The 18,281-nt window shown below is 56.1% G+C and carries 17 protein-coding genes and 1 tRNA gene; 9 read left to right on the plus strand and 9 right to left on the minus strand.

Annotation, left to right across the window (positions count from 1 at the left end):
• Positions 1–10: 10 nt before the first annotated feature.
• The 3 genes from GOB93_RS04230 to GOB93_RS04240 all read right to left on the minus strand — a co-directional run bounded on the left by GOB93_RS04230 (position 11) and on the right by GOB93_RS04240 (position 2,246).
• Positions 11–751, minus strand: coding sequence for an SDR family NAD(P)-dependent oxidoreductase (locus tag GOB93_RS04230; protein WP_053323608.1), 741 nt, complete (start codon positions 749–751; stop codon positions 11–13).
• A 95-nt stretch (positions 752–846) separates the two neighbouring features.
• Positions 847–1,383: a TetR/AcrR family transcriptional regulator gene (locus tag GOB93_RS04235; RefSeq protein ID WP_198912161.1), complete on the minus strand. Its 537-nt coding sequence runs from the start codon at positions 1,381–1,383 to the stop codon at positions 847–849.
• Between the two features lie 203 nt (positions 1,384–1,586).
• Positions 1,587–2,246 carry an HD domain-containing protein gene (locus GOB93_RS04240; RefSeq protein ID WP_053323610.1) on the minus strand — a complete coding sequence of 220 codons (660 nt, stop codon included), beginning with the start codon at positions 2,244–2,246 and terminating at the stop codon, positions 1,587–1,589.
• A gap of 165 nt (positions 2,247–2,411) precedes the next feature.
• Between GOB93_RS04240 and GOB93_RS04245 the strand changes: the two genes are divergently transcribed.
• On the plus strand, positions 2,412–3,380 hold the full coding sequence (locus GOB93_RS04245; protein WP_242010533.1) for a GlxA family transcriptional regulator: 969 nt from the start codon (positions 2,412–2,414) through the stop codon (positions 3,378–3,380).
• Positions 3,381–3,688: 308 nt separating this feature from the next.
• Here the strand turns inward: GOB93_RS04245 and GOB93_RS04250 are convergent, their stop codons facing one another.
• Complete coding sequence (locus tag GOB93_RS04250; protein WP_053323611.1) at positions 3,689–4,609, minus strand: SDR family oxidoreductase; 921 nt, start codon at positions 4,607–4,609, stop codon at positions 3,689–3,691.
• 217 nt (positions 4,610–4,826) lie between these two features.
• On the opposite strand from GOB93_RS04250, the gene GOB93_RS04255 reads away from it, so the two are divergent.
• The gene (locus GOB93_RS04255; RefSeq protein ID WP_053323612.1) at positions 4,827–5,723 is read left to right on the plus strand and encodes an AraC family transcriptional regulator; all 897 of its coding nucleotides are present in this window, start codon (positions 4,827–4,829) and stop codon (positions 5,721–5,723) included.
• Between the two features lie 374 nt (positions 5,724–6,097).
• Here the strand turns inward: GOB93_RS04255 and GOB93_RS04260 are convergent, their stop codons facing one another.
• Positions 6,098–6,913 carry an SDR family NAD(P)-dependent oxidoreductase gene (locus GOB93_RS04260; RefSeq protein WP_129551468.1) on the minus strand — a complete coding sequence of 272 codons (816 nt, stop codon included), beginning with the start codon at positions 6,911–6,913 and terminating at the stop codon, positions 6,098–6,100.
• 102 nt (positions 6,914–7,015) lie between these two features.
• Between GOB93_RS04260 and GOB93_RS04265 the strand changes: the two genes are divergently transcribed.
• Positions 7,016–7,909: a LysR family transcriptional regulator gene (locus GOB93_RS04265; RefSeq protein WP_053323614.1), complete on the plus strand. Its 894-nt coding sequence runs from the start codon at positions 7,016–7,018 to the stop codon at positions 7,907–7,909.
• A 134-nt stretch (positions 7,910–8,043) separates the two neighbouring features.
• On the opposite strand, the gene GOB93_RS04270 is transcribed toward GOB93_RS04265, so the two are convergent.
• Positions 8,044–8,562 (minus strand): RES family NAD+ phosphorylase, encoded by a 519-nt coding sequence (locus GOB93_RS04270; RefSeq protein WP_010516056.1) that lies wholly within the window; start codon positions 8,560–8,562, stop codon positions 8,044–8,046.
• Complete coding sequence (locus GOB93_RS04275; RefSeq protein ID WP_029329702.1) at positions 8,559–8,924, minus strand: antitoxin Xre/MbcA/ParS toxin-binding domain-containing protein; 366 nt, start codon at positions 8,922–8,924, stop codon at positions 8,559–8,561. The genes GOB93_RS04270 and GOB93_RS04275 overlap by 4 nt, the downstream gene beginning before the upstream one ends.
• Before the next feature lie 456 nt (positions 8,925–9,380).
• Between GOB93_RS04275 and GOB93_RS04280 the strand changes: the two genes are divergently transcribed.
• From GOB93_RS04280 to GOB93_RS04290, 3 genes are all read left to right on the plus strand, one after another.
• The gene (locus tag GOB93_RS04280) at positions 9,381–10,127 is read left to right on the plus strand and encodes a LexA family transcriptional regulator (RefSeq protein WP_173582263.1); all 747 of its coding nucleotides are present in this window, start codon (positions 9,381–9,383) and stop codon (positions 10,125–10,127) included.
• Positions 10,128–10,369: 242 nt separating this feature from the next.
• The gene (locus GOB93_RS04285; protein ID WP_173582264.1) at positions 10,370–11,749 is read left to right on the plus strand and encodes an aminotransferase family protein; all 1,380 of its coding nucleotides are present in this window, start codon (positions 10,370–10,372) and stop codon (positions 11,747–11,749) included.
• A gap of 119 nt (positions 11,750–11,868) precedes the next feature.
• A tRNA-Arg gene (locus tag GOB93_RS04290) sits at positions 11,869–11,945 on the plus strand.
• A gap of 166 nt (positions 11,946–12,111) precedes the next feature.
• Here the strand turns inward: GOB93_RS04290 and GOB93_RS04295 are convergent.
• Positions 12,112–12,441 (minus strand): hypothetical protein, encoded by a 330-nt coding sequence (locus GOB93_RS04295; protein ID WP_242010534.1) that lies wholly within the window; start codon positions 12,439–12,441, stop codon positions 12,112–12,114.
• A gap of 153 nt (positions 12,442–12,594) precedes the next feature.
• Between GOB93_RS04295 and GOB93_RS04300 the strand changes: the two genes are divergently transcribed.
• Positions 12,595–12,984 carry a hypothetical protein gene (locus GOB93_RS04300; RefSeq protein ID WP_206752608.1) on the plus strand — a complete coding sequence of 130 codons (390 nt, stop codon included), beginning with the start codon at positions 12,595–12,597 and terminating at the stop codon, positions 12,982–12,984.
• A 224-nt stretch (positions 12,985–13,208) separates the two neighbouring features.
• On the opposite strand, the gene GOB93_RS04305 is transcribed toward GOB93_RS04300, so the two are convergent.
• The gene (locus tag GOB93_RS04305; RefSeq protein ID WP_173582266.1) at positions 13,209–14,429 is read right to left on the minus strand and encodes a cation:proton antiporter; all 1,221 of its coding nucleotides are present in this window, start codon (positions 14,427–14,429) and stop codon (positions 13,209–13,211) included.
• A gap of 349 nt (positions 14,430–14,778) precedes the next feature.
• On the opposite strand from GOB93_RS04305, the gene GOB93_RS04310 reads away from it, so the two are divergent.
• Positions 14,779–16,860 carry an HAD-IA family hydrolase gene (locus GOB93_RS04310; protein ID WP_173582267.1) on the plus strand — a complete coding sequence of 694 codons (2,082 nt, stop codon included), beginning with the start codon at positions 14,779–14,781 and terminating at the stop codon, positions 16,858–16,860.
• Between the two features lie 57 nt (positions 16,861–16,917).
• A complete protein-coding gene (locus tag GOB93_RS04315) occupies positions 16,918–18,000 on the plus strand; it encodes a glycosyltransferase (RefSeq protein ID WP_173582268.1) in 1,083 nt (360 codons plus the stop codon).
• Positions 18,001–18,281 lie beyond the last annotated feature (281 nt).

Here is an 18,281-nt window from a genome sequence, read left to right on the forward strand (position 1 = left end):
TAGGCCGGGATCAGGCGGAGTAACCGCCGTCGATCGTCAGCAGGGAGCCCGTGATGAAGCTGGATTCAGGGCTGGCGAGATAGGCCACGAAGCTCGCGACTTCCGTATCCGACCCCAGGCGGCCGAGCGCCATGCGGGGACGCAGCATGTCGCGCATCGCGTCGTTCCTGATGTTGTCGGTTTCGGTCGGGCCGGGCTCGATCGCGTTGATCGTGATTCCGCGCGGCCCGAGATCGCGGGCAATGGCGCGCGTCATGGAACTGACGGCCCCCTTGGTCATCGCGTAGGCGAAGGAGCCGGGGAACGCGGTGTAATGCGCGACCACGCTGCTGTTGTTGATGATCCGTCCGCCTTCCTTCATGTGCGGGACGGCTGCCTGAATCGCGACGAAGGTGCCGCGCACATTGAGGGCGAACATCTTGTCAAAGGTGTCGAGCGCGAACTCGTCCACCGGTCCACCGAGCACGATGCCGGCATTGTTCACCAGAATGTCGAGGCCGCCCAGCTCCGCGACCGTGCGCGACACGGCAGCCTTGATTTCATCGGCACTGGTGTTGTCCGCCTTGATGGCGAGGGCCTTGCCCCCGGCAGCGGTGACTTCGGATGCAACCTTGTTGGCTTCATCGGCCGAGGCCGCATAGGTGAAGGCCACGGCCGCGCCGTCTGCCGCGAGGCGACGGACAATGGCAGCGCCGATACCGCGCGATCCGCCGGTAACAAAAGCAACTTTTCCGGTCAGTGAAAGGCTCATTGTTGAAAACTCCTGGTCGATCTGCTGACTGTTCGTTCAGTTTTCTGGAACGAACAGTCAAATAAAGAACAAAAAAAGGGGGGAGAGCTTTCCCCCTAGCCAAGACAGCGCAGGGCCATCTGTGCGGTGGCGCGCAGGTCGTCGTGTGTTGCGCCCCCGCGTGCCATGACTTTCAGCCCGATGAACGTTGCATTGATGAACCGTGCGGCATCCTTCGGGTCGATCTCCGGCGGGATTTCGCCGAGATCCTTGCCGCGCTGGATCGTTGCGGCAAAAATGTTCTGCATGCTTGCGGCAGATGATTTACCGATTGCGGTTACTTCCCGATCGCGTCGGCCAAATTCGCATATTGAGCCCACGCCAAGACACATGCTGTCATCCTGAATGCGGGCCGCGAATCCCAACAAGGCGGCTTCGATTGCGGTCAGAGGAGAGCCGGTCGCCTGAAGCGTTACCGCGATTTGTCCCACACTTTCGAAGCAGTAATGTTGTAAAGCCTCAAGATATAGTGCGCGCTTGTCCCCGAAAGTGTCGTACATGCTCTGGCGACCGATCCCCATGCTTTTCACGAGGGCCTCGGTCGAAGTCCCTTCGTAACCGTAGGTCGCGAAGGTCTTCGTCGCTGCAGCCAAGGCCGCTCCCCGGTCAAATGCTTTCGGTCTTGCCATCGAATGACACATCGCAATTATGGAACGAATTGTCAAGAACTGTGTAAGTCTTCATATTTTTCATGTGGCTGTATCATGCCGGTTATCACACGCATCCTGTGGATGCAGTTCTCGGACTGACATGCAAACGCCTTCACTATCATGTGAAGATACGCATGACGCAGCGGTCAGGTACTCCAGCGCGATGTGCGGATGATTGAGCAGAAGTTTCCTTTATGAAAATGAGGCTCTTTATCAGCGATCACATCCGCCTTTACGTTACCGAAGGTCGTGTCCGGCTTATGGCGGATACCGTCGTAGAATGCCTGGATGATGTCTTCCTTAAAATGCGGTGTCCTTGGAAAGGCGGCAACAACTGCCTCGCGGACCGTGTCGGGATACTGGTCGTACGTAAGGCCGAGAACGTCCATTTCGACGCCGGCCGTGGTGAGCGCGATCACGGGATGCATGAATTCTGGCACGCCAGGGGTCGTGTGGAGGGCGATGCCCGTCCAGACCTTTTCGATGTCAGATGGGTCGACATCGTGACTCTTGAGGAAATCCCGTGCGGCATTGGCGCCGTCAACTTCGAAACGAAGAGTCTCGCTGCTGTGCGATGGCATCAATCCGATATCGTGGAACATCGCGGCAGCGTAGAGAAGTTCGGGATTGAAGATCAGTTCGCGCTGCTGCCCGGCAAGCGCGCCGAAGAAATAGACGCGGCTCGAATGATTAAAGAGCAACTCGCTTTCGGTATCACGAATAAACTCCGTGATCGCGCGGCCAAGAGAGGAGTCCGGCACAACGATGCCATTGATGCTCGTCCCAGAACGAAGCGTATCTATCATGACGTAAGCTCCTTTTTGTTTCCGGCTCCGACAATCCTGACAACGATGTCGCGACCATCCGGCGACCTCCTGCCTCATGAGGCCTGTCGTTTCATGCGGATTTTATTCTCTGTCACGGGTGGCAGAAATGACATATAGACCTCGTATTCTGCCATAGGGTGACAGATGATGCCGGCTCCCTCCGATGCCCTTGCCATCTGGTTCGTCGTGTTTCCCGGGTTCGAACTCCTCGACGTAAGTGGTCCGCTATGCGCGTTTAATCTGGCGCGCGACTTTCATCGGACGGCCTATGACATCCGGACCGTCTCGGTATCGGGTGGGCTCGTGGCCAGTTCGTCGGGAGTGACAATCGACACCATCCAGCCACCTGTGCCCAGGCGCCTCGATACGCTTGTGGTCGTGGGGGCTCCCGATACAGAGATGCTCTCCCAGCAGAATGATCTGATTGCACTTGTGCGCATGCTGGCGCCTCATGCGCGGCGTAGCGCCAGCGTCTGCACCGGAACGTTCGTTCTGGCGGCAGCAGGGCTGCTAGACGGACATCGCGTGACGACCCATTGGCGACATACGGCTGATATCCAGCGCCGCTATCCCTCGCTCAAGGTCGAGGCCGACCGGATTTTCATTCACGACGGTGCGATCTGGACCTCGGCGGGCATTACCGCCGGCATCGATCTTGCGCTGGCGATGATCGAGGAGGATTTCGGGATCGAAAATTCCAAGGCTGTCGCGAGGGAACTTGTGGTTTATCATCGCCGCAGTGGTGGCCAGTCTCAGTTTTCGACTCTTCTCGACCTGGAGCCGCGCCCAGGGCGCATTCGTGATGCTATTGCCTATATTCATACGCACTTGCGGGAGCCATTGTCGGTTGAGCGGCTGGCAGATGTCGCGAGGATCAGTCCACGCCAGTTCGCCCGGCAGTTCGTCGTGGAGACGGGGGAGACACCGGCTCGCGCAGTCGAGCGCCTGCGGTGTGACGCCGCTCTCCCACGTATCGAAAATACGAGCGAATCGCTCGGCCAGATCGCCTTGCATGTTGGCTTTCGCGATCTCGAACGCATGCGTCGCGCGTGCCTGCGCGTATACGGACAGCCGCCACAGGCTCTACGTCGGCGGAATCGTAACAGAGCATAGTTGCGTCGACTAATTCGCTTCGTGTGTTGACCCTAGTGATGTTCCGCGACTTTTTGAAATTAGCCTGTATGAGTAAGCTCTTGACCGCGCGCATGCTGAGGCGCCTGGGGCAAAAAACGAGAATATGGTTGGAGAGCATTTCTCGTGAGACTGCGGCACATGAGAGATGTTTTCCGGCAACCTCGAAACAGGCGATCCTGACCCGCAAACAGAAATCTTACTGCCATGGGGCCACGCGGCATCGTCAGGACGCGAACTATTTTGCGTCTTATTGCTTTTGCTTTGTTCCTCCTTGCGGTGATCTCTAATTAGTTATTGCTGAACTGCACATGGGCAAGTTGTTCGGAGATATCCCACAAGCGCGCGGCGGCCTGCCGGTCGAGCGCTGCGGGGGGTATTTTGGCGACAGTCGGATACCCGCGCGTCTCACTCAGTCTGTCAGGGCCATAATAGCCACCGCCCTTTGCCTCCGATGATGTCGCGGCGAAAAGGGTCGGCAGTGCGCCCTGTGCGGCTGGCTGGAAAAGAAACCACAATATCCGCCGTGCGAGGCCAAATACGCTCAAAGCGCCAGCTCCGTTCGGAAGCAGATCGGTACGCGAAATACCGGGATGGGCGGCGATGCTGGTTATTCCCCAGTTTTCCGCTTCGCTGCGACGCTGAAGTTCCAGCGCGAACATCAGGCAGGCCAGCTTAGACTGACTGTAGACTGGCATCGGCTTGTAATTATGTGTCGCCTGAAGATCATCGAATGCGATCCGACCGTCACGCGCTGCGATGCTGGAGAGTGTGACAACGCGCGGATCATGACCCTTGCGAAGCAGGGGCAGCAAATGCGCAGTCAGTGCGAAATGCCCGAGATAGTTGGTTCCGAACTGCAGTTCGAAACCATCCGAGGTCACTTTGCGTGTGGGGGGCGTCATCACCCCGGCATTGTTGATCAGCACGTCGAGATGGTCGCGCTGGCTGCGCAGGCGCTCACCAAACGCGGCAATTGACGCAAGGTCAGCCAGATCAAGAACTTCGAAGCTGATGTCTGCCTCGGGAGTGTCTCTTTTGATCCGGGCAACGGCTTCCGCGCCTTTGCTTGGGTTTCGTCCGGCGAGAATGACCGTTGCTCCGGCGCGCGCGAGCGCTAGTGCGTCCTCAAACCCGAGGCCGCCTGTTCCGGTCACGACGAATGAGCGGCCACGAATGTCTGGAATGTTCGATGTCGTCCATTTTCTCATATTTGGTTCCTGTCCACGCAAGAAATTCCTTTGGGGGGATGGCTGACAGTTCGACGGCACGCGCCATTGATCCCTGCTGATATCTGGTATCTAGCTGCGTACGCCGATGGACCGAATGCCCGAACTGCCAAACTTCTTGCCCGATCCTGCAATGGTCTGGCTTAGGCGGTGCGCCACGTGTAGACGGGAATAGTTAGAATTTTGGCTGGAGCAAGGAATGTCGTCATCTCTCGCCAGAGCTGTAACCCGCTATCTGGACGCGCAGGGTTGTGGCACGAGCGGGCTTTTCACGACGTCGTTCGACGGTCTGAATATCATCAGGCTGAGTGAAAAGACGCCGCCAAATGGCATGGTCTACAAACCGTCACTCTGCATCACCTTGCAGGGCGCTAAGGCGGTGGAGTTTGGGGATACCATTTTCGAGTATGGGGCCATGGCGTTTCTGCTGGTCAGCATCGAAATACCTGCTCTTGGTCGTGTGACGGAGGCGAGCCCTGAATGTCCCTATATCGGCATTACCCTGGATCTGGACGCAGGCATCCTGCGTGAGGTCATGGCGGAACTTGCTCAGCCCCCTTTACCGTCGAATGATCAGGGTATCGGGGTATTCGTCGCCGATCTATCCGAGGATCTGGCCGACTGCATCAGGCGGCTCATACGACTGCTCGATAATCCGGCGGCACCCCAGATCCTCTGGCCGGCGATCATGCGGGAAATCTGTTTCTGGCTGTTAACAGGGCCGCATGCGGGCGAAGTCTGTAAACTTGTTCTGCCCGACAGTCACATGCGACGGGTCGCGGAGGCCATTCATCTGCTGCGTGCCAACTTTGCGAAACCGGTGAGGATCGAGCATCTTGCCGCTGTCGCACGCATGAGCCTCTCGTCTTTCCATCAGCATTTCAAAATGCTGACCTCCATGACGCCGCTCCAGTATCAGAAGCAGTTGCGCCTGCTTGAGGCGCGTCGCCTGATGGTATCAGAGGACGTCAACGTCTCGCACGCGGCGTTTGAGGTCGGTTATGAAAGCCCGTCGCAGTTCAGTCGGGACTATGTTCGCAGGTTCGGGATAGCGCCCAAACGCGATGTGATGGAACTTCGGTCTTTTGTCATTTGACCATGCGGAACCGTGTCCGGGGCTCTGTTAATCTGTCTGTGTCACATTTCTAATCTGTCTGTGTCACATTTCCTGTTTTTGGAAATTGCGATCCCCCGGCCAACGCGGTCTGTCCATCGAATAGGATGCGCAGACAGGCAGAAGACGCCTTCATCTCGGCCGTTCCGCCGTCTCACCGGACGTCCCGAAACCGGCCGTCTGGACACAAAGCACTTTTCTCATTTTCCCCGTCTGCCTGGAAAGCTTAGCCCGGACTGTGCCTGGCAGGCCTTGCCCGCGCGTTTCGGGCTTTGCATTCGTTCTTGGAAGCGCCCGAGGGTCACTGCTGGCGCCGAGTAATAACCTCCCTTGGCCCATGCCTTTGTTTTCTCGTGTCAGCCGTAATCGGCGGACTGGGCGATCTCCTGTCGCAACTGGTCGACCTTAGCACCGACCCACTCCCGGGCGTCGGTGCCGAACACGAACCGCGATGGCACCTCGTCTTGGGAAGCAAGCTCCACGATCCGCGCGGCGAGGAGCTTCGGATCGCCTGGCTGGTTACCGCTGGCCTCGTCCACGAACGCGCGATACTGCGCGATCGCCTCGGCATAATCTGGAATGTCGATGCTGCCGAAGCTCGCCGACCTGCCATCCATGAAATCTGTGCGCAGCATCCCCGGCTCGACCAGGAGCGAGCGGACGCCCAACGGTGCCAGCTCCTGCGCAAAGCCCTCCATCCATCCCTCGACCGCGAACTTCGACGCGGAATAGACCGATCCCCCGCCGTTGGAGACCAGCCCGCTGACCGAGGAGATGGTGACGATGAGGCCTGAGCGACGCTCACGCATGTGGGGAGCGACCGCGCGTGCCACGTTCATCGTGCCGAACAGGTTGACCTCGAACTGACGCCGCACCGCGGCATCGGTGAAGGTCTCGAAGAAACCCAGTTCGGCATAGCCGGCGTTGTTGACCAGCACGTCGATCGCACCCAAGCGTTCGATGGTCTCGGCAGCGACGGAGTTCGCGGCTTCAGCGTCGGTGATATCGAGCGCAAGGACGTGCAGGCGATCGTGTTCGCCCTCGAAGGCATCGCGCACGGCGTCGGCGGACCGCGCAGTTGCCACGACCGTTTCGCCCGCATCGAGCGCCGCGCGCGTGATCTCGAGTCCAAGTCCCCGGCTTGCGCCCGTCACCAGCCAGATCTTGCCCATCGCCTGCTCCTCGTTTCTTCCACTGTTGCTGTCTAAGTAGTCATGTTAATGGATCGAGATAAGCGCCTAATCAATAATGGGCCCTAGTAGCAGAGATTATCAATGCGCCCGGATCAGCTTGGCGACCTCGCCGTCTTCGTTGCGATCGCCTCCGACCGCAGCTTCACGCGTGCCGCGAGGCGGCTCGGCGTTACGCAGTCGTCGTTGAGTCAGACCATGAAGCGGCTCGAGGGCCAGCTCGGTTTTCGCCTGCTCTCCCGCACGACACGCAGCGTCGCCCCGACCGCGGCCGGCGAGCGCCTGCTCGCTACCCTCTCGCCAGCACTGGCCGAGTTGGACGACGAGATCGAGACGCTGTCGCAGACACGCGGGGCAGCGATCGGCACCGTCCGGATCACGACGGGCAAACACGCCGCGGACACCGTGCTGTGGCCGATGCTCCCAACCTTCATGCGCCTGCACCCCGGCATCGAGGTGGAGGTGTGCGTGGAGGACGGGCTGACCGACGTCGTGGCGGGCCGCTACGATGCGGGCATCCGGCTCGGCGAGCGACTGGAGAAGGACATGATCGCGCTGGCGGTCGGGCCTCCGCTTCGCGTCGCGGTGGTGGCCGCTCCCGGCTATTTAAGCAACCATCCGAGGCCGATGGAGCCCGCCGACCTCACGGCGCATCGTTGTGTCGCCTACCGCAACGCGCATGGCGAGCTGTCTCCCTGGTCGTTCGAGCGCGACGGTCGTGCGGTAACGGTCACGCCGGGCCGCGGGCCGGTGTTCAACGACGCCGATCTGCTGGTGGCCGCCGCCCTTGAGGGGTTTGGCATCCTTTACATTCTGGAGGATCTGGTGGCGGCGCCGATAGCCGATGGCCACCTCATCCGCCTGCTGGAGCCGTGGTGCGAGCCTTTCGCAGGCTACCACCTCTATTACCCCGATCGGCAGGGGACGACGGCCTTCGAACTGTTCAAGAAGACGCTTCGAGCAAGCAGGGCCGCATAAAGGGTTGGCCAGGCGTCGGCGTCGATTCTCGAAACTCGATCTTTTTTTCCGGAAAGCGGAGCATTTGGTTGTGGCACCTTTCGGCATCGGTTCGCCCGAAAGCCGCCATTTTGTCATTTCACTCTCCAGTCAGCTTACGCCCATGACGCTGCAGTTGTGGGCAGTCGCCTCTCATCATCAATGACGGTTACGCGGGAGGGCGGACTGTCTGACCATGCCCAGAAGACGAGGTTTCTGTCGTTTTCTGTTGCTCCAGGGGCAAAGCTCGGCACGATGATGCCCGCCGCTCCGTCGGCTCTGAGTGCCCTTGCCAGTTTCCATGAAGGCGGCGTCTTGCCTTGGTCAGCAAGGTCTTCCCAGGAACAGGCCAAGGTGGCGGGGGAGAAGCCCAGATCATTAAGACTGGATAGATCGGTCAGATCGAGGACGGGTTCGCTATCGACATCATAGGCACAGACGGTCAAAGGTTGCGGCTTGAATGGAAAACCCTGCTGGGCTTCGAGCCAGGCCGTCTCCATCCGAAGTGATGTGTAAAGGGCAGGTGTGCCGACCGGGTTGAACCGGCCTCCATGAAGCGTCGCACCGTCGCCTGATAATGGGGTGAAAGACCAGCGTGGATTATGAGCCCGGAATACCCGTCCGGTGAACCTCACGCGTAGCCGCCGGTGGCAATCCGATCCAGGTAGCGTCGGACGGCATTGGCGCGTCCCTCACGGACGAGCGCCTCGGCAGTCTGATCACCGAAGGAGGGCAGGGGCTGTGACCGGTACCATGCGAAAGCCTGTTGGGCTGAGCCCGCCCAAGGCCGGACGCGATTGAGGATCTCGACCATGTCGCGCAGCCTCGCCTGGGTGGCGGGACGGCCGAGGCGGGCGCTTTTGGAGACGGCGTCACGTGACAGGCCCAGAGTGGTGGCCAGTTCACTCCTTGTGATGTGTAACATATTGCTCAGCCGTTCTGCCGCGATCAGCCCTGACGGATCGAAGGCGTCGGCGAGGAATGTGGTCTCAGACATGATGGAGTGCCCCATATATTGACCATGATATGGGATTGTATATGAGGCGGATTGCCTATGACAAGGATTCTAGTTGGATATGTTCATGCACGCTGGCATGTTCGCACTGTCATGCGGCGAGGCGGGGGATCTCGCAGTCTACCAATCGCAAGTATCGTTGGTTGTCTTCCCCCGCAACCACTTCCAGCATAATTCACTCATCATCGACTGCTGACGCAGATGTTCCCGCGTCTTATCAGTCGCTTACGCGTGTCCCGACCCTCGAAAGAAGGCCGGGTGATTACGCGCGTCCGCTTCTCTTTGAAGACATGAATCAATGCTAAAGGTGGTTCACCATTGCTAGTCGCTTAGGAGGAGGATATTCATATAAAACCCTCATTTGAGGATTGTCATCTTGTTTCCCGTATAATAATTTTAAAATAGAAATCTTAAAAAGTGAACAAAGGCTGTTGAGAGATGGGTAGACATCCACGACCACCACTCGAAGCAGCTCCAGATGATGATAATGATACCGAGGTTAGGAAACGCTCTGAACGGCTCAGGGTAATTGTGCAGGCCGCGGGGGGAAACAGCCGGGTTGCAGCACGAGCTAATATTCCTCTGGGAACATTGAATAATTATATCGCCGGCAGGGAGATGCGGGTCGGGCCGATGATTGCGCTCGCGGACGCCTGTGATGTTTCACTGGACTGGCTGGCGACAGGCCGGGAGAAGATGGATGGCAATGCTGTAACTGCCACCGCGATGACATCTGTTGCAGAAGAGATGAGGTCGATCCGGTATTTTCATGCTGAACCCCAGGCTGGTGTGGGCAGTATGGTTGACCAGTGGGAGGGGTGCGAGTTTGTCTTTTTTTCTGATTATTTTCTCCGATCTGTAATTGGCGTCTGGAATAATAACGTCTTTATGGTGAGAGTGAGCGGCGACAGCATGCGTCCGTCCATCGAAAATGGCGATACGATCTTTGTTGACCCGACACTCGAGACACTGCGTGAGGATGTATATGTTATGACGATGCAGGACATGTTCATCGTCAAACGTCTCCTAATAAGAAGTCCTGAATCTTTCACTATTTCCAGCGATAACAGCGCATTCCGGTCTTTCGACGTGCCGTCATCTTCTGTTGCCTGGGCCGGAAGTGGCGTAGATGCTGACCTGAAAATCATTGGCCGTGTTCTGGGTCGGATTCATCTGGGTTTGTGATATCGACAGCCTCCTGCGGATAAAATCAGATGATTTGCAGTGGATGATAGAACGAACAGAGCGAAATCGAGTCCGGGCATGGACTTCTATGCCGTCCGCGTGCTGTCATTATAATATCGTAACTTCCGGATTATTTCGCGTAGTGTGACAGGTCAGACTGACCAATGATAACGCAGTAATTCCGGATTGCGGCCCGGGAAAACATTACCTGTGCCGCAGGCTTTAGAGGAATATTTTTCGCGATGCAGACCAACTGGCCTGAAAACTGGGATATCGCCGTTGCAGCGGATCGCGCACATGTGTGGCATCACATGTCGCAACACAAGATTTATGAGACGACGAATCCAACCGTTATGGTTGAGGGGAAAGGGTTGCGTCTCTGGGATGCGGCTGGAAATGAGTATCTTGATGCTCTGTCTGGGGGCGTCTGGACCGTTAATGTCGGTTATGGGCGTGAGTCGATCGCGGATGCTGTTCGTGAACAGCTTGTCAAACTGAATTATTTTGCCGGAAGTGGTGGCACTGTCCCTGGTGCAGTTTTTGCTCAGAAATTGCTGGAGAAGATGCCGGGCTTCAGCCGCGTTTATTATTCTAACTCCGGTTCTGAGGCGAATGAAAAAGTTTTCAAGATGGTGCGTCAGATATCGGCTCAGCATCATGGTGGCCGAAAGGGCAAAATCCTCTTCAGGGATCGGGATTATCACGGTACGACAATTGGTGTGCTGGCTGCCTGTGGGCAGGCGCAACGCGCGGAAGCGTATGGCCCATATCCTGATGGATTTGTCGAGGTTCCGCATTGTCTGGAGTACCGCAGGGCGGACGGAACGGATGCTCCGTTTGGAGAGGTTGCAGCCCGGCAGATTGAAGAAGTTATTCTGAGAGAAGGGCCTGACACGATTGGTGCGCTGTGTCTTGAGCCTATTACGGCGGGTGGTGGCGTTGTGGTTCCACCAGAAGGATATTGGAAAAACGTTCAGGCGCTTTGCCGAAAATACGATATTCTGCTGCACATTGATGAAGTTGTATGCGGCATCGGGCGTACGGGCACTTGGTTCGGATACCAGAATTATGGCATTCAGCCTGATTTCGTAACGATGGCTAAGGGTGTTGCCTCGGGATATGCGGCAATTTCCTGTACTGTCACAACAGAGGCAGTTTTCGAAAAATTTAAGATGGCCCCGGATGATCCGATGTCCTTTTTTCGGGATATTTCAACTTTTGGCGGCTGCACAGCTGGCCCTGCTGCAGCGATCGAAAATCTACGGATAATTGAGGATGAGGGGCTTCTCGGAAACACGGTTGAGATGGGAGCCTATCTGGGAGAGCAACTTTCTATCCTTCAAGACGAGTTCCCAGTTATTGGCCAGGTTCGTGGGAAGGGCTTATTCTGGGGTGCTGAACTGGTAACGGATCGGACGACGAAAGAGCCCGTCTCTGAAGTGAGTATGAAGGAAATTGTCGGTGGGTGCCGGAAGCAAGGGGTTCTGATTGGGATGACGAACCGGTCTTTGCCTGGTTTTAATAATACTCTCTGTCTGAGTCCCGCGCTTATCGCGCGACGGGATGATATTGATGAGATCGTATCGGCGATCCGGACATCTCTGAGAGATGTGCGACTGTGATTTCTGTTGATAAGGAAAAGTATCTTCGGAAAGAAGATATCGCCGATATTTTCTTTTCAAAAGGGACGAGATAGCGACTTGCCAAGTGAGGTTCCCTCAGCTAGAACGCCCCTCGCAGCGCACCCGTAGCTCAACTGGATAGAGCACCAGACTACGAATCTGGGGGTTAGAGGTTCGAGTCCTTTCGGGTGCGCCAAATTTCTCCTTAAAATGCAATAAGTTATCAGGATTTTCCAGAGTCCCGAAATCTTGCTGAATATCCTGCGGACCCCGCAGAACGGTCCATTTCCGCCGGCCCCGTACTGAGTGTGAATTCTCTTCTCATACACTCTCTCCCCTCTGGTTGCTGCGAGGGTGCCCCATTATCGCGCTCCCTTCATTGCCAGCACGCTGCGGCAAAGGCCGATCGGCATCGGATCATCCCCGGCGCCTTCGTCCAGGTGATCCAGGACAAGCCGTGCTTTATGTTTGAGATCCGACAGTTTCCGGGCCGGTAATGTCGCCGCTTGGTCCCGTTCAGACATCATCCTGCGGGTAATCGCCCCGATCCTGTTCCAGACAAGTGCCCGTTCGGGCTGGGTAATGTCGGCGTTTGCCTCCTCCGCCACGCGGTCGCGTACGAGAGCCCGGATGCGGCGGCCAGCGCGCTCGATCGGGAGCATGCCTGCGCCTCCGGCAGCTTCGCCATCCATTCCAGACGGTCAGACAGACGGCACGCCAGCCAGTTAAGCGCCGGACCGGCTGAAATCTCCGGGTTTGCATTGTCCGCAAGCCGGATGATCTGTTCGAACACGCCCGCGATCATGCGTGCGTCATGCAGGAGACAGGACAGGCTTCGCATTTCCATGACGGCTTTCCACTCATCCGGGCTGAGGGCGCCGATCTCAGATCTTTTCAGATTCGCCATGTCACACCGCCTCATCAATGACGGCGCACTGACGCTCGATCTGGGCGGCCAGCCACTCAAGAGGCAGGCCGATGTCATCACGGGCGCCTTAGGGGCGCTGATCGTCCGGCGCGTGCTGCAGTCCGATGCCGGCCTAGGAGACCAGCCTGCCAAGAGCAGACAAAGATCACGACACCTCATGAACACGGTCAATGTCCGCAGCATCAAACAGCAATGGCTCGGGATTTGTGGTCTCGGGCGTGCTCATCGCATACCTCCCTTTAGGCTCAGGACTGATTCTTTGAACCGGAAGATAACGCTTGCTGCGATCTGTATTGCAGATATGTAAGGTATAGGCGCACCAGATACCACCGATGCGCTCTTATGGAATAATATAGAACATAAATTATTTGTGATTTTTTTACATATAAATATAGTATATTATTTGATAAATTTAAAATAATTACAAATTTATATAAAATAAGTTCTGTAATTTATTTATTATATTTATGTTAATTACGAAAATACATCATTAAATCTGCATTTATGCTTTCTTTGTTCATAATTACTGTTTTATCGGCTCCCAGTTCTGACCGCCGTAAAAAGGCGGAATAATGGCCCCGTCAGTGTCGTTGAGATAACCGCAAGCACCATGAGAGATGCAAAAGCGAATTCTGAAAGCATGCCCTGCCCGTGCAGAATTGTTGCCGCAACAATTTCCATCAGACCTTTACATTGTAGCAGTGCACCGATGCTCAGAGCCTGACGGCTGCCAAGACCTGCCGCCGGAGGAAACAGCCAGACTGCGGCCATTTTGGCGATAACGGAGATAACGACGAGCATCAGCGAAGCGACGACGGAAGGCCAGGTCAGGGCATCACCGTTGATATTAAGACCACTATGACCAAAGAACATCGGTGCGAGCCAGATAAGCGCGAATGTACCTACCCATTCTACGGGTAACCTTCGAACCCAGCTCGGAGGCATGATTGCTCCGGCAAAATAGGCTCCGATCAGTTCGTGAAGTCCCAGTTGCATGCTCGCCCAGGATCCTGCCGCCAGATATACGGGGACAGCAGCCCAGATCACCCAGAGCGGAGGATGCCTGAAATGGCGGGACGCCCAGCTTCCTGCGGCGGCCAGACCCACGAGCAGGGCGATGGCGAGGACCTCAAGTCCTGTCCATCCGTGCAGGGCTGCTGAACCGCGCGCTGCGAACTGAAGAATTGCGAGACCGACCCATAGGGCTGCGTCGTCGATGACCGCGAGCTTGAGCGCAATTTGTCCGACAGGGCGCTCAGCTGGTTTGAGTTCTCTTACGATTCCGATGAGGACAGGCAGTGCGCTGACGGCGATGCAAAGGCCGATGGATGCGGCGGCGATGATAGGGGTAGCATGCGGAGCCTGCCATCCATGCAATGGCAGAAAAAACCACCAGACGAGAAGAGATCCGACGCAGAACGGGCCTCCCAATGCAATGGCGGCACCCCCCAGGAGACGTCCCAGGGAGGGTGACGTGAATGCGTCGGCATCATTTTCGTCCTGACCCGGGTGTTGCCACATTTCAAGACCAGCGGTGAAAGCGAGGACGAGAACAGCGACCCACCCGATGTCGTTGCCGTAAAAAGAGGGAATACCCAATTCTGAGACCGGAGCATGTGTAACGGCAAGGAGAATACCAAGTAGTATAGGCAGGACGACAATAGGTATTGTTCTGTGCATCATCTGCCAGAGGAGCCATGGCAGAAGAACAAAGATGCCTGCGTCGGCGAGAAGCCCCGTAATATTCCCCATTCGTCATCCTCTCCCGGTTTCTGCATGGGGATAATACGTACGGATGATCAATATATGCAAATTTCGTATATGAACAACACGTCATATGTTGAAAGTTCGTATCTGAAAATCTCAGGTATGTCGTTCATAGATAAGCTCTTTTGGCTGTATCTCGCCGCTGATCCATTATTCTCCTGATCATGACCCTGACGGGTGAATAACAATTGTTACGTCATTTACCGGAACTGTTGCGGGAGTTGTCGAGCCGGAACGCGACTGGTTATTCACAAGATGTCTGGATATTTGATGGGCTGTCTGGTTATTGTATCTGTCTGTGACGTGGATGTGACTGTTTGTGCCAGCTAACTTTATGATTTTGTACGAAAAAATACGCGGTTCGATCATTGATGGATGGTCGATGGACGAAGTGTGGCTGGCTGGATTTCGGTCCTGGCTCGTGGATGTGACCGCTGTTACGTTTGATGTGTTTGATACGGCCCTGACCCGTATTGTCGATGCGCCAGTGGACGTCTTTGCAATTGCAGAGGCGACCTTGACTCAGAAATACGGTTCTGCCTTTTCGGGCTATGCGGTTCGGCGAGAGGCCGGAGAGCGGAAAGCACGCGAGATTGCACAGCGTGAGAACCGGGCTGAAGTTACGCTCTGTGAGATTATCACCGCCATTGTGCTTGATCGTCCGGATTATAAATTTTTCCAGAGCGAAATGATTGAAGCGGAACTGGAGGCGGAGCGTCTGACATGCTTTGCCGTTCCGGAAATCGTGGAAGCAGTCCGTATCTGCACCGGGCAGGGTATCCGGGTCGCCTTTGTGTCAGATATGTATCTGTCGGCTGACATGATCCGGACTCTGCTTCTGTCAGCAGGTTATGACGGCACTCAGCCTCTGCTTGTTTCGTCCGAGACCGGATGCAGTAAAGCGGACGGAAGGCAATGGTCTGCAGTTCAGGCGCTGTTCGGTCCGGATGCCCGTATTCTGCATATTGGTGATAATGAGTGGAGCGATGTCATCACGCCGCAACAGGCAGGGCTGAAAGCGCTCGTCTTCCCTCGCGCCCGTTCTGATATCCGGAGAGGCGGTCCGCTGACTCCGGAGGTGCTTCCTTATTCCTGTGTCACGCGGGATTCTGTGCTGCGGACAGCAACCGTTCGGGGTGAGGCAACTGCGACGCGGACCATGAGTACGCTCGGGGCCTCATGGGGAGCCATGGTTGTCGGCAGTTTTATGCGCTGGCTGGCCCGACGGGCACAGGATCTCGGACTGACGCATCTTTATTTCTGCGCCCGGGACGGCTGGCTGCTCTGGCAGGCATGGAAAGCTCTGGATCTGGACAAAAAAACCGGAATTCCATCCAGCTATCTGTATGTTTCGCGACGTTCCGTCAATCTTGGTGCGCTTACAACGGGATGTCGTCCGGATTGTCTGAGTGACCATGCTCTGGCGGTTCTGGGGCATGTGCCGCGGCAAGAGACTCTGAGAAACGTGCTGAATCGTGGTGGCCTTCTGGACCTGCCGCCACTTGTCGAGGATGCGATCAGCGTATTCGGTTCTCTGGACGCTACGATTTGCGGTGAAACGGATTCAGCTGAAGTTCAGGCCTGCCTGCAGCGACATGCCCGGATCGTTTGTGCCCATCTCAGACAATCCATGACAAACGCGCTGTGCTATTTCCGGCAGGAAGGCCTGCATGAGGGTCGTCCGGGGATCGTCGATATCGGCTGGCATGCATCGATGCAGGCTTCCATTGCTGATATCCTGCGTGAAGGTGGTCATTCGCCGATGTTATATGGCCTGTATGTTGGTCTCAGACAGGCGGCGCAGTCGAACCGTATACGGGCTGGTTGGCTGGAAGGGGCATTCAGCAACGATTATATGCAGACCGAGCATCTTTATGGCCTGTTCAATGCGGTTGCGACTCTCGAAAATGCACTTTCTTCTCCGGAAGGGACTACTCTCGGCTATGACTGGAGAGATGGCCGTATGCAACCTGTTCTGGCTGAACGTTGTCCGGACGTGTGTCAGTACAAGGAACTGATTGCCCCGTTTCAGCAGGCAACACTGCACGCAATGGAGCGGATTTTCTCCGGGACGCATCCTCTCGGGCTGACCGGGGAAGATCTCACTCTCGCTGGGGGTGAAGCGGCGATCAGTCGTTTGTCACTCTCACCAACGACCGACGAACTCACTGTGCTGGGTTCCATTCGTCATTCGCCTGATCTGGCGCATGCCCATGTCGCGACTCTTATTCCGGAATTACAATCTGGCGCGGTAATCGGATCACATCTGGAACTGTGGCGTCGTGAATGGGCCGTAGGTTCGGCGCTCGCCGCACTCCGTCGTTGCGGAAACCCGGAGAAACGCGAGCTTCTGGCGAATGATATCCGACGGCAGTGCGGGTACTATGATTCCCGTACACTCAGGCAGTTTACATGAATATCATGACACCCCCGTCTTCCGCTGACCTTGCGACAGCAGACGTTCATATCGCGGATGTCGCGATTATTATGTATTATGTGCACGCACGGCGCCACGCCTGTTCTGCCTCGGGCGTTTGGCAGTGTTTTGCTGCAGACATTCACAGCCTGGCATCTTTATCTGGTGAATAATGGTGGTGACAGAGAGGCGCTTGAAGATATGCTGCGGATGTATCATCCGATTTTTGGCGATCGGCTGAGCGTCATTCATCTTGATGAAATGATGTCACCGGCAAAAGCTGCCAGTGATACGCTGCAGTCTGTCCGCGAAAAGTTTATTGCCATGCATGGCGACGGAGAAACGTGGGACGTCAGTTTTCTTAGGGAGACGGAGCGGTTTCTCAGCGCATCTGGCAATGACGGATTTTCTGGCGTTGTGACTGACGGTTTTGTGGTCAGAGAGGTCCGTAACGGTATGATGGTGCGCGAGACCGGCAGGTCCCGCGTGCGACGCGAGTATGGTGTGCTCGATTATATTTCCGCAATCAAAGGACTTTCCTTCCCGGCGATATGCTTCCTGTTTCGTCGCGCGGCTCTTGAGGATGCTAATTTTCCTGATGGGCTCCTGCCCGATACCGGGGACCGGAATTTCATTCTGAGACTGATAGCTGTTGGCGATATCGGGGTCATCCCCGAGCCACTGGCGACTCATCATATTCCGGGCGGGGAAAGCGCGCCTGCTGAATCTCGGGCCGCCCATGACCAGGCGACACTCGGAGAAACACGTCTTCGGAACAGAATGCTTCGTGAGGCTTTCAGAGCGGATCCGAATCTTTCTGTGGTGCTGAAGGCAATTCTTGATCCTGTTGATGATATGAGCAGGAGAATGGAGGATCTGCGGCATCAGCTTAAAACCTCACTCGGCGAAATCAGGGTAATGAGTGATGGGCCGTCCTCGTCGCAGTTCGATGGACAAATTCATGAACTCCTTCGACGGCAGCAGCATATGCTGGATCTGATGCATGTCGCTCTGGGTGATATCGACCAGATCCGTATTGTCGCGACATGGCATAAGCGGCTGCTGACGCCAGTTTACTGGTTCTGGCGAACGGCTCTTCCTGTCCGCCGTAGGCTTGCGCGTCTGCGTGGGCGAGGCTGACACCGGAAACGATGGTGTTCGGCCGGAAGGCCGGAGCAATAAAAAGTGTTTATGTATTTTGCGAACAGAATCGCGGCAGAATTCTGCCCTGCACCGGGAAAGGGGCGGGACTTACTTTCTTTATGTTTTACCAAACCGGGATCAAAGGGACCGTGTCCCTTTGTGGGGTTCGGGGCAAAGCCCCGAAAAGCCGCTACATCTATATTTACAAAATATACAAATGCCAACAGAAAGATCAGTTGAGTTATTGTGCTGTACGTCACGCGGAGGATTTCCTCTGA

This window comes from Acetobacter musti (assembly GCF_011516835.1).
GTDB lineage: Bacteria > Pseudomonadota > Alphaproteobacteria > Acetobacterales > Acetobacteraceae > Acetobacter > Acetobacter musti.

Bases quoted from the DNA above. Each gene is read 5' to 3' on its own strand.
- GOB93_RS04230 (WP_053323608.1), bottom strand. From the start codon at position 751: ATGAGCCTTTCACTGACCGGAAAAGTTGCTTTTGTTACCGGCGGATCG.
- GOB93_RS04240 (WP_053323610.1), bottom strand. From the start codon at position 2,246: ATGATAGATACGCTTCGTTCTGGGACGAGCATCAATGGCATCGTTGTG.
- GOB93_RS04245 (WP_242010533.1), top strand. From the start codon at position 2,412: ATGATGCCGGCTCCCTCCGATGCCCTTGCCATCTGGTTCGTCGTGTTT.
- GOB93_RS04250 (WP_053323611.1), bottom strand. From the start codon at position 4,609: ATGAGAAAATGGACGACATCGAACATTCCAGACATTCGTGGCCGCTCA.
- GOB93_RS04255 (WP_053323612.1), top strand. From the start codon at position 4,827: ATGTCGTCATCTCTCGCCAGAGCTGTAACCCGCTATCTGGACGCGCAG.
- GOB93_RS04260 (WP_129551468.1), bottom strand. From the start codon at position 6,913: ATGGGCAAGATCTGGCTGGTGACGGGCGCAAGCCGGGGACTTGGACTC.
- GOB93_RS04265 (WP_053323614.1), top strand. From the start codon at position 7,016: ATGCGCCCGGATCAGCTTGGCGACCTCGCCGTCTTCGTTGCGATCGCC.
- GOB93_RS04275 (WP_029329702.1), bottom strand. From the start codon at position 8,924: ATGTCTGAGACCACATTCCTCGCCGACGCCTTCGATCCGTCAGGGCTG.
- GOB93_RS04280 (WP_173582263.1), top strand. From the start codon at position 9,381: ATGGGTAGACATCCACGACCACCACTCGAAGCAGCTCCAGATGATGAT.
- GOB93_RS04285 (WP_173582264.1), top strand. From the start codon at position 10,370: ATGCAGACCAACTGGCCTGAAAACTGGGATATCGCCGTTGCAGCGGAT.
- GOB93_RS04295 (WP_242010534.1), bottom strand. From the start codon at position 12,441: ATGGATGGCGAAGCTGCCGGAGGCGCAGGCATGCTCCCGATCGAGCGC.
- GOB93_RS04300 (WP_206752608.1), top strand. From the start codon at position 12,595: ATGACGGCTTTCCACTCATCCGGGCTGAGGGCGCCGATCTCAGATCTT.
- GOB93_RS04305 (WP_173582266.1), bottom strand. From the start codon at position 14,429: ATGGGGAATATTACGGGGCTTCTCGCCGACGCAGGCATCTTTGTTCTT.
- GOB93_RS04310 (WP_173582267.1), top strand. From the start codon at position 14,779: ATGATTTTGTACGAAAAAATACGCGGTTCGATCATTGATGGATGGTCG.
- GOB93_RS04315 (WP_173582268.1), top strand. From the start codon at position 16,918: ATGTCGCGATTATTATGTATTATGTGCACGCACGGCGCCACGCCTGTT.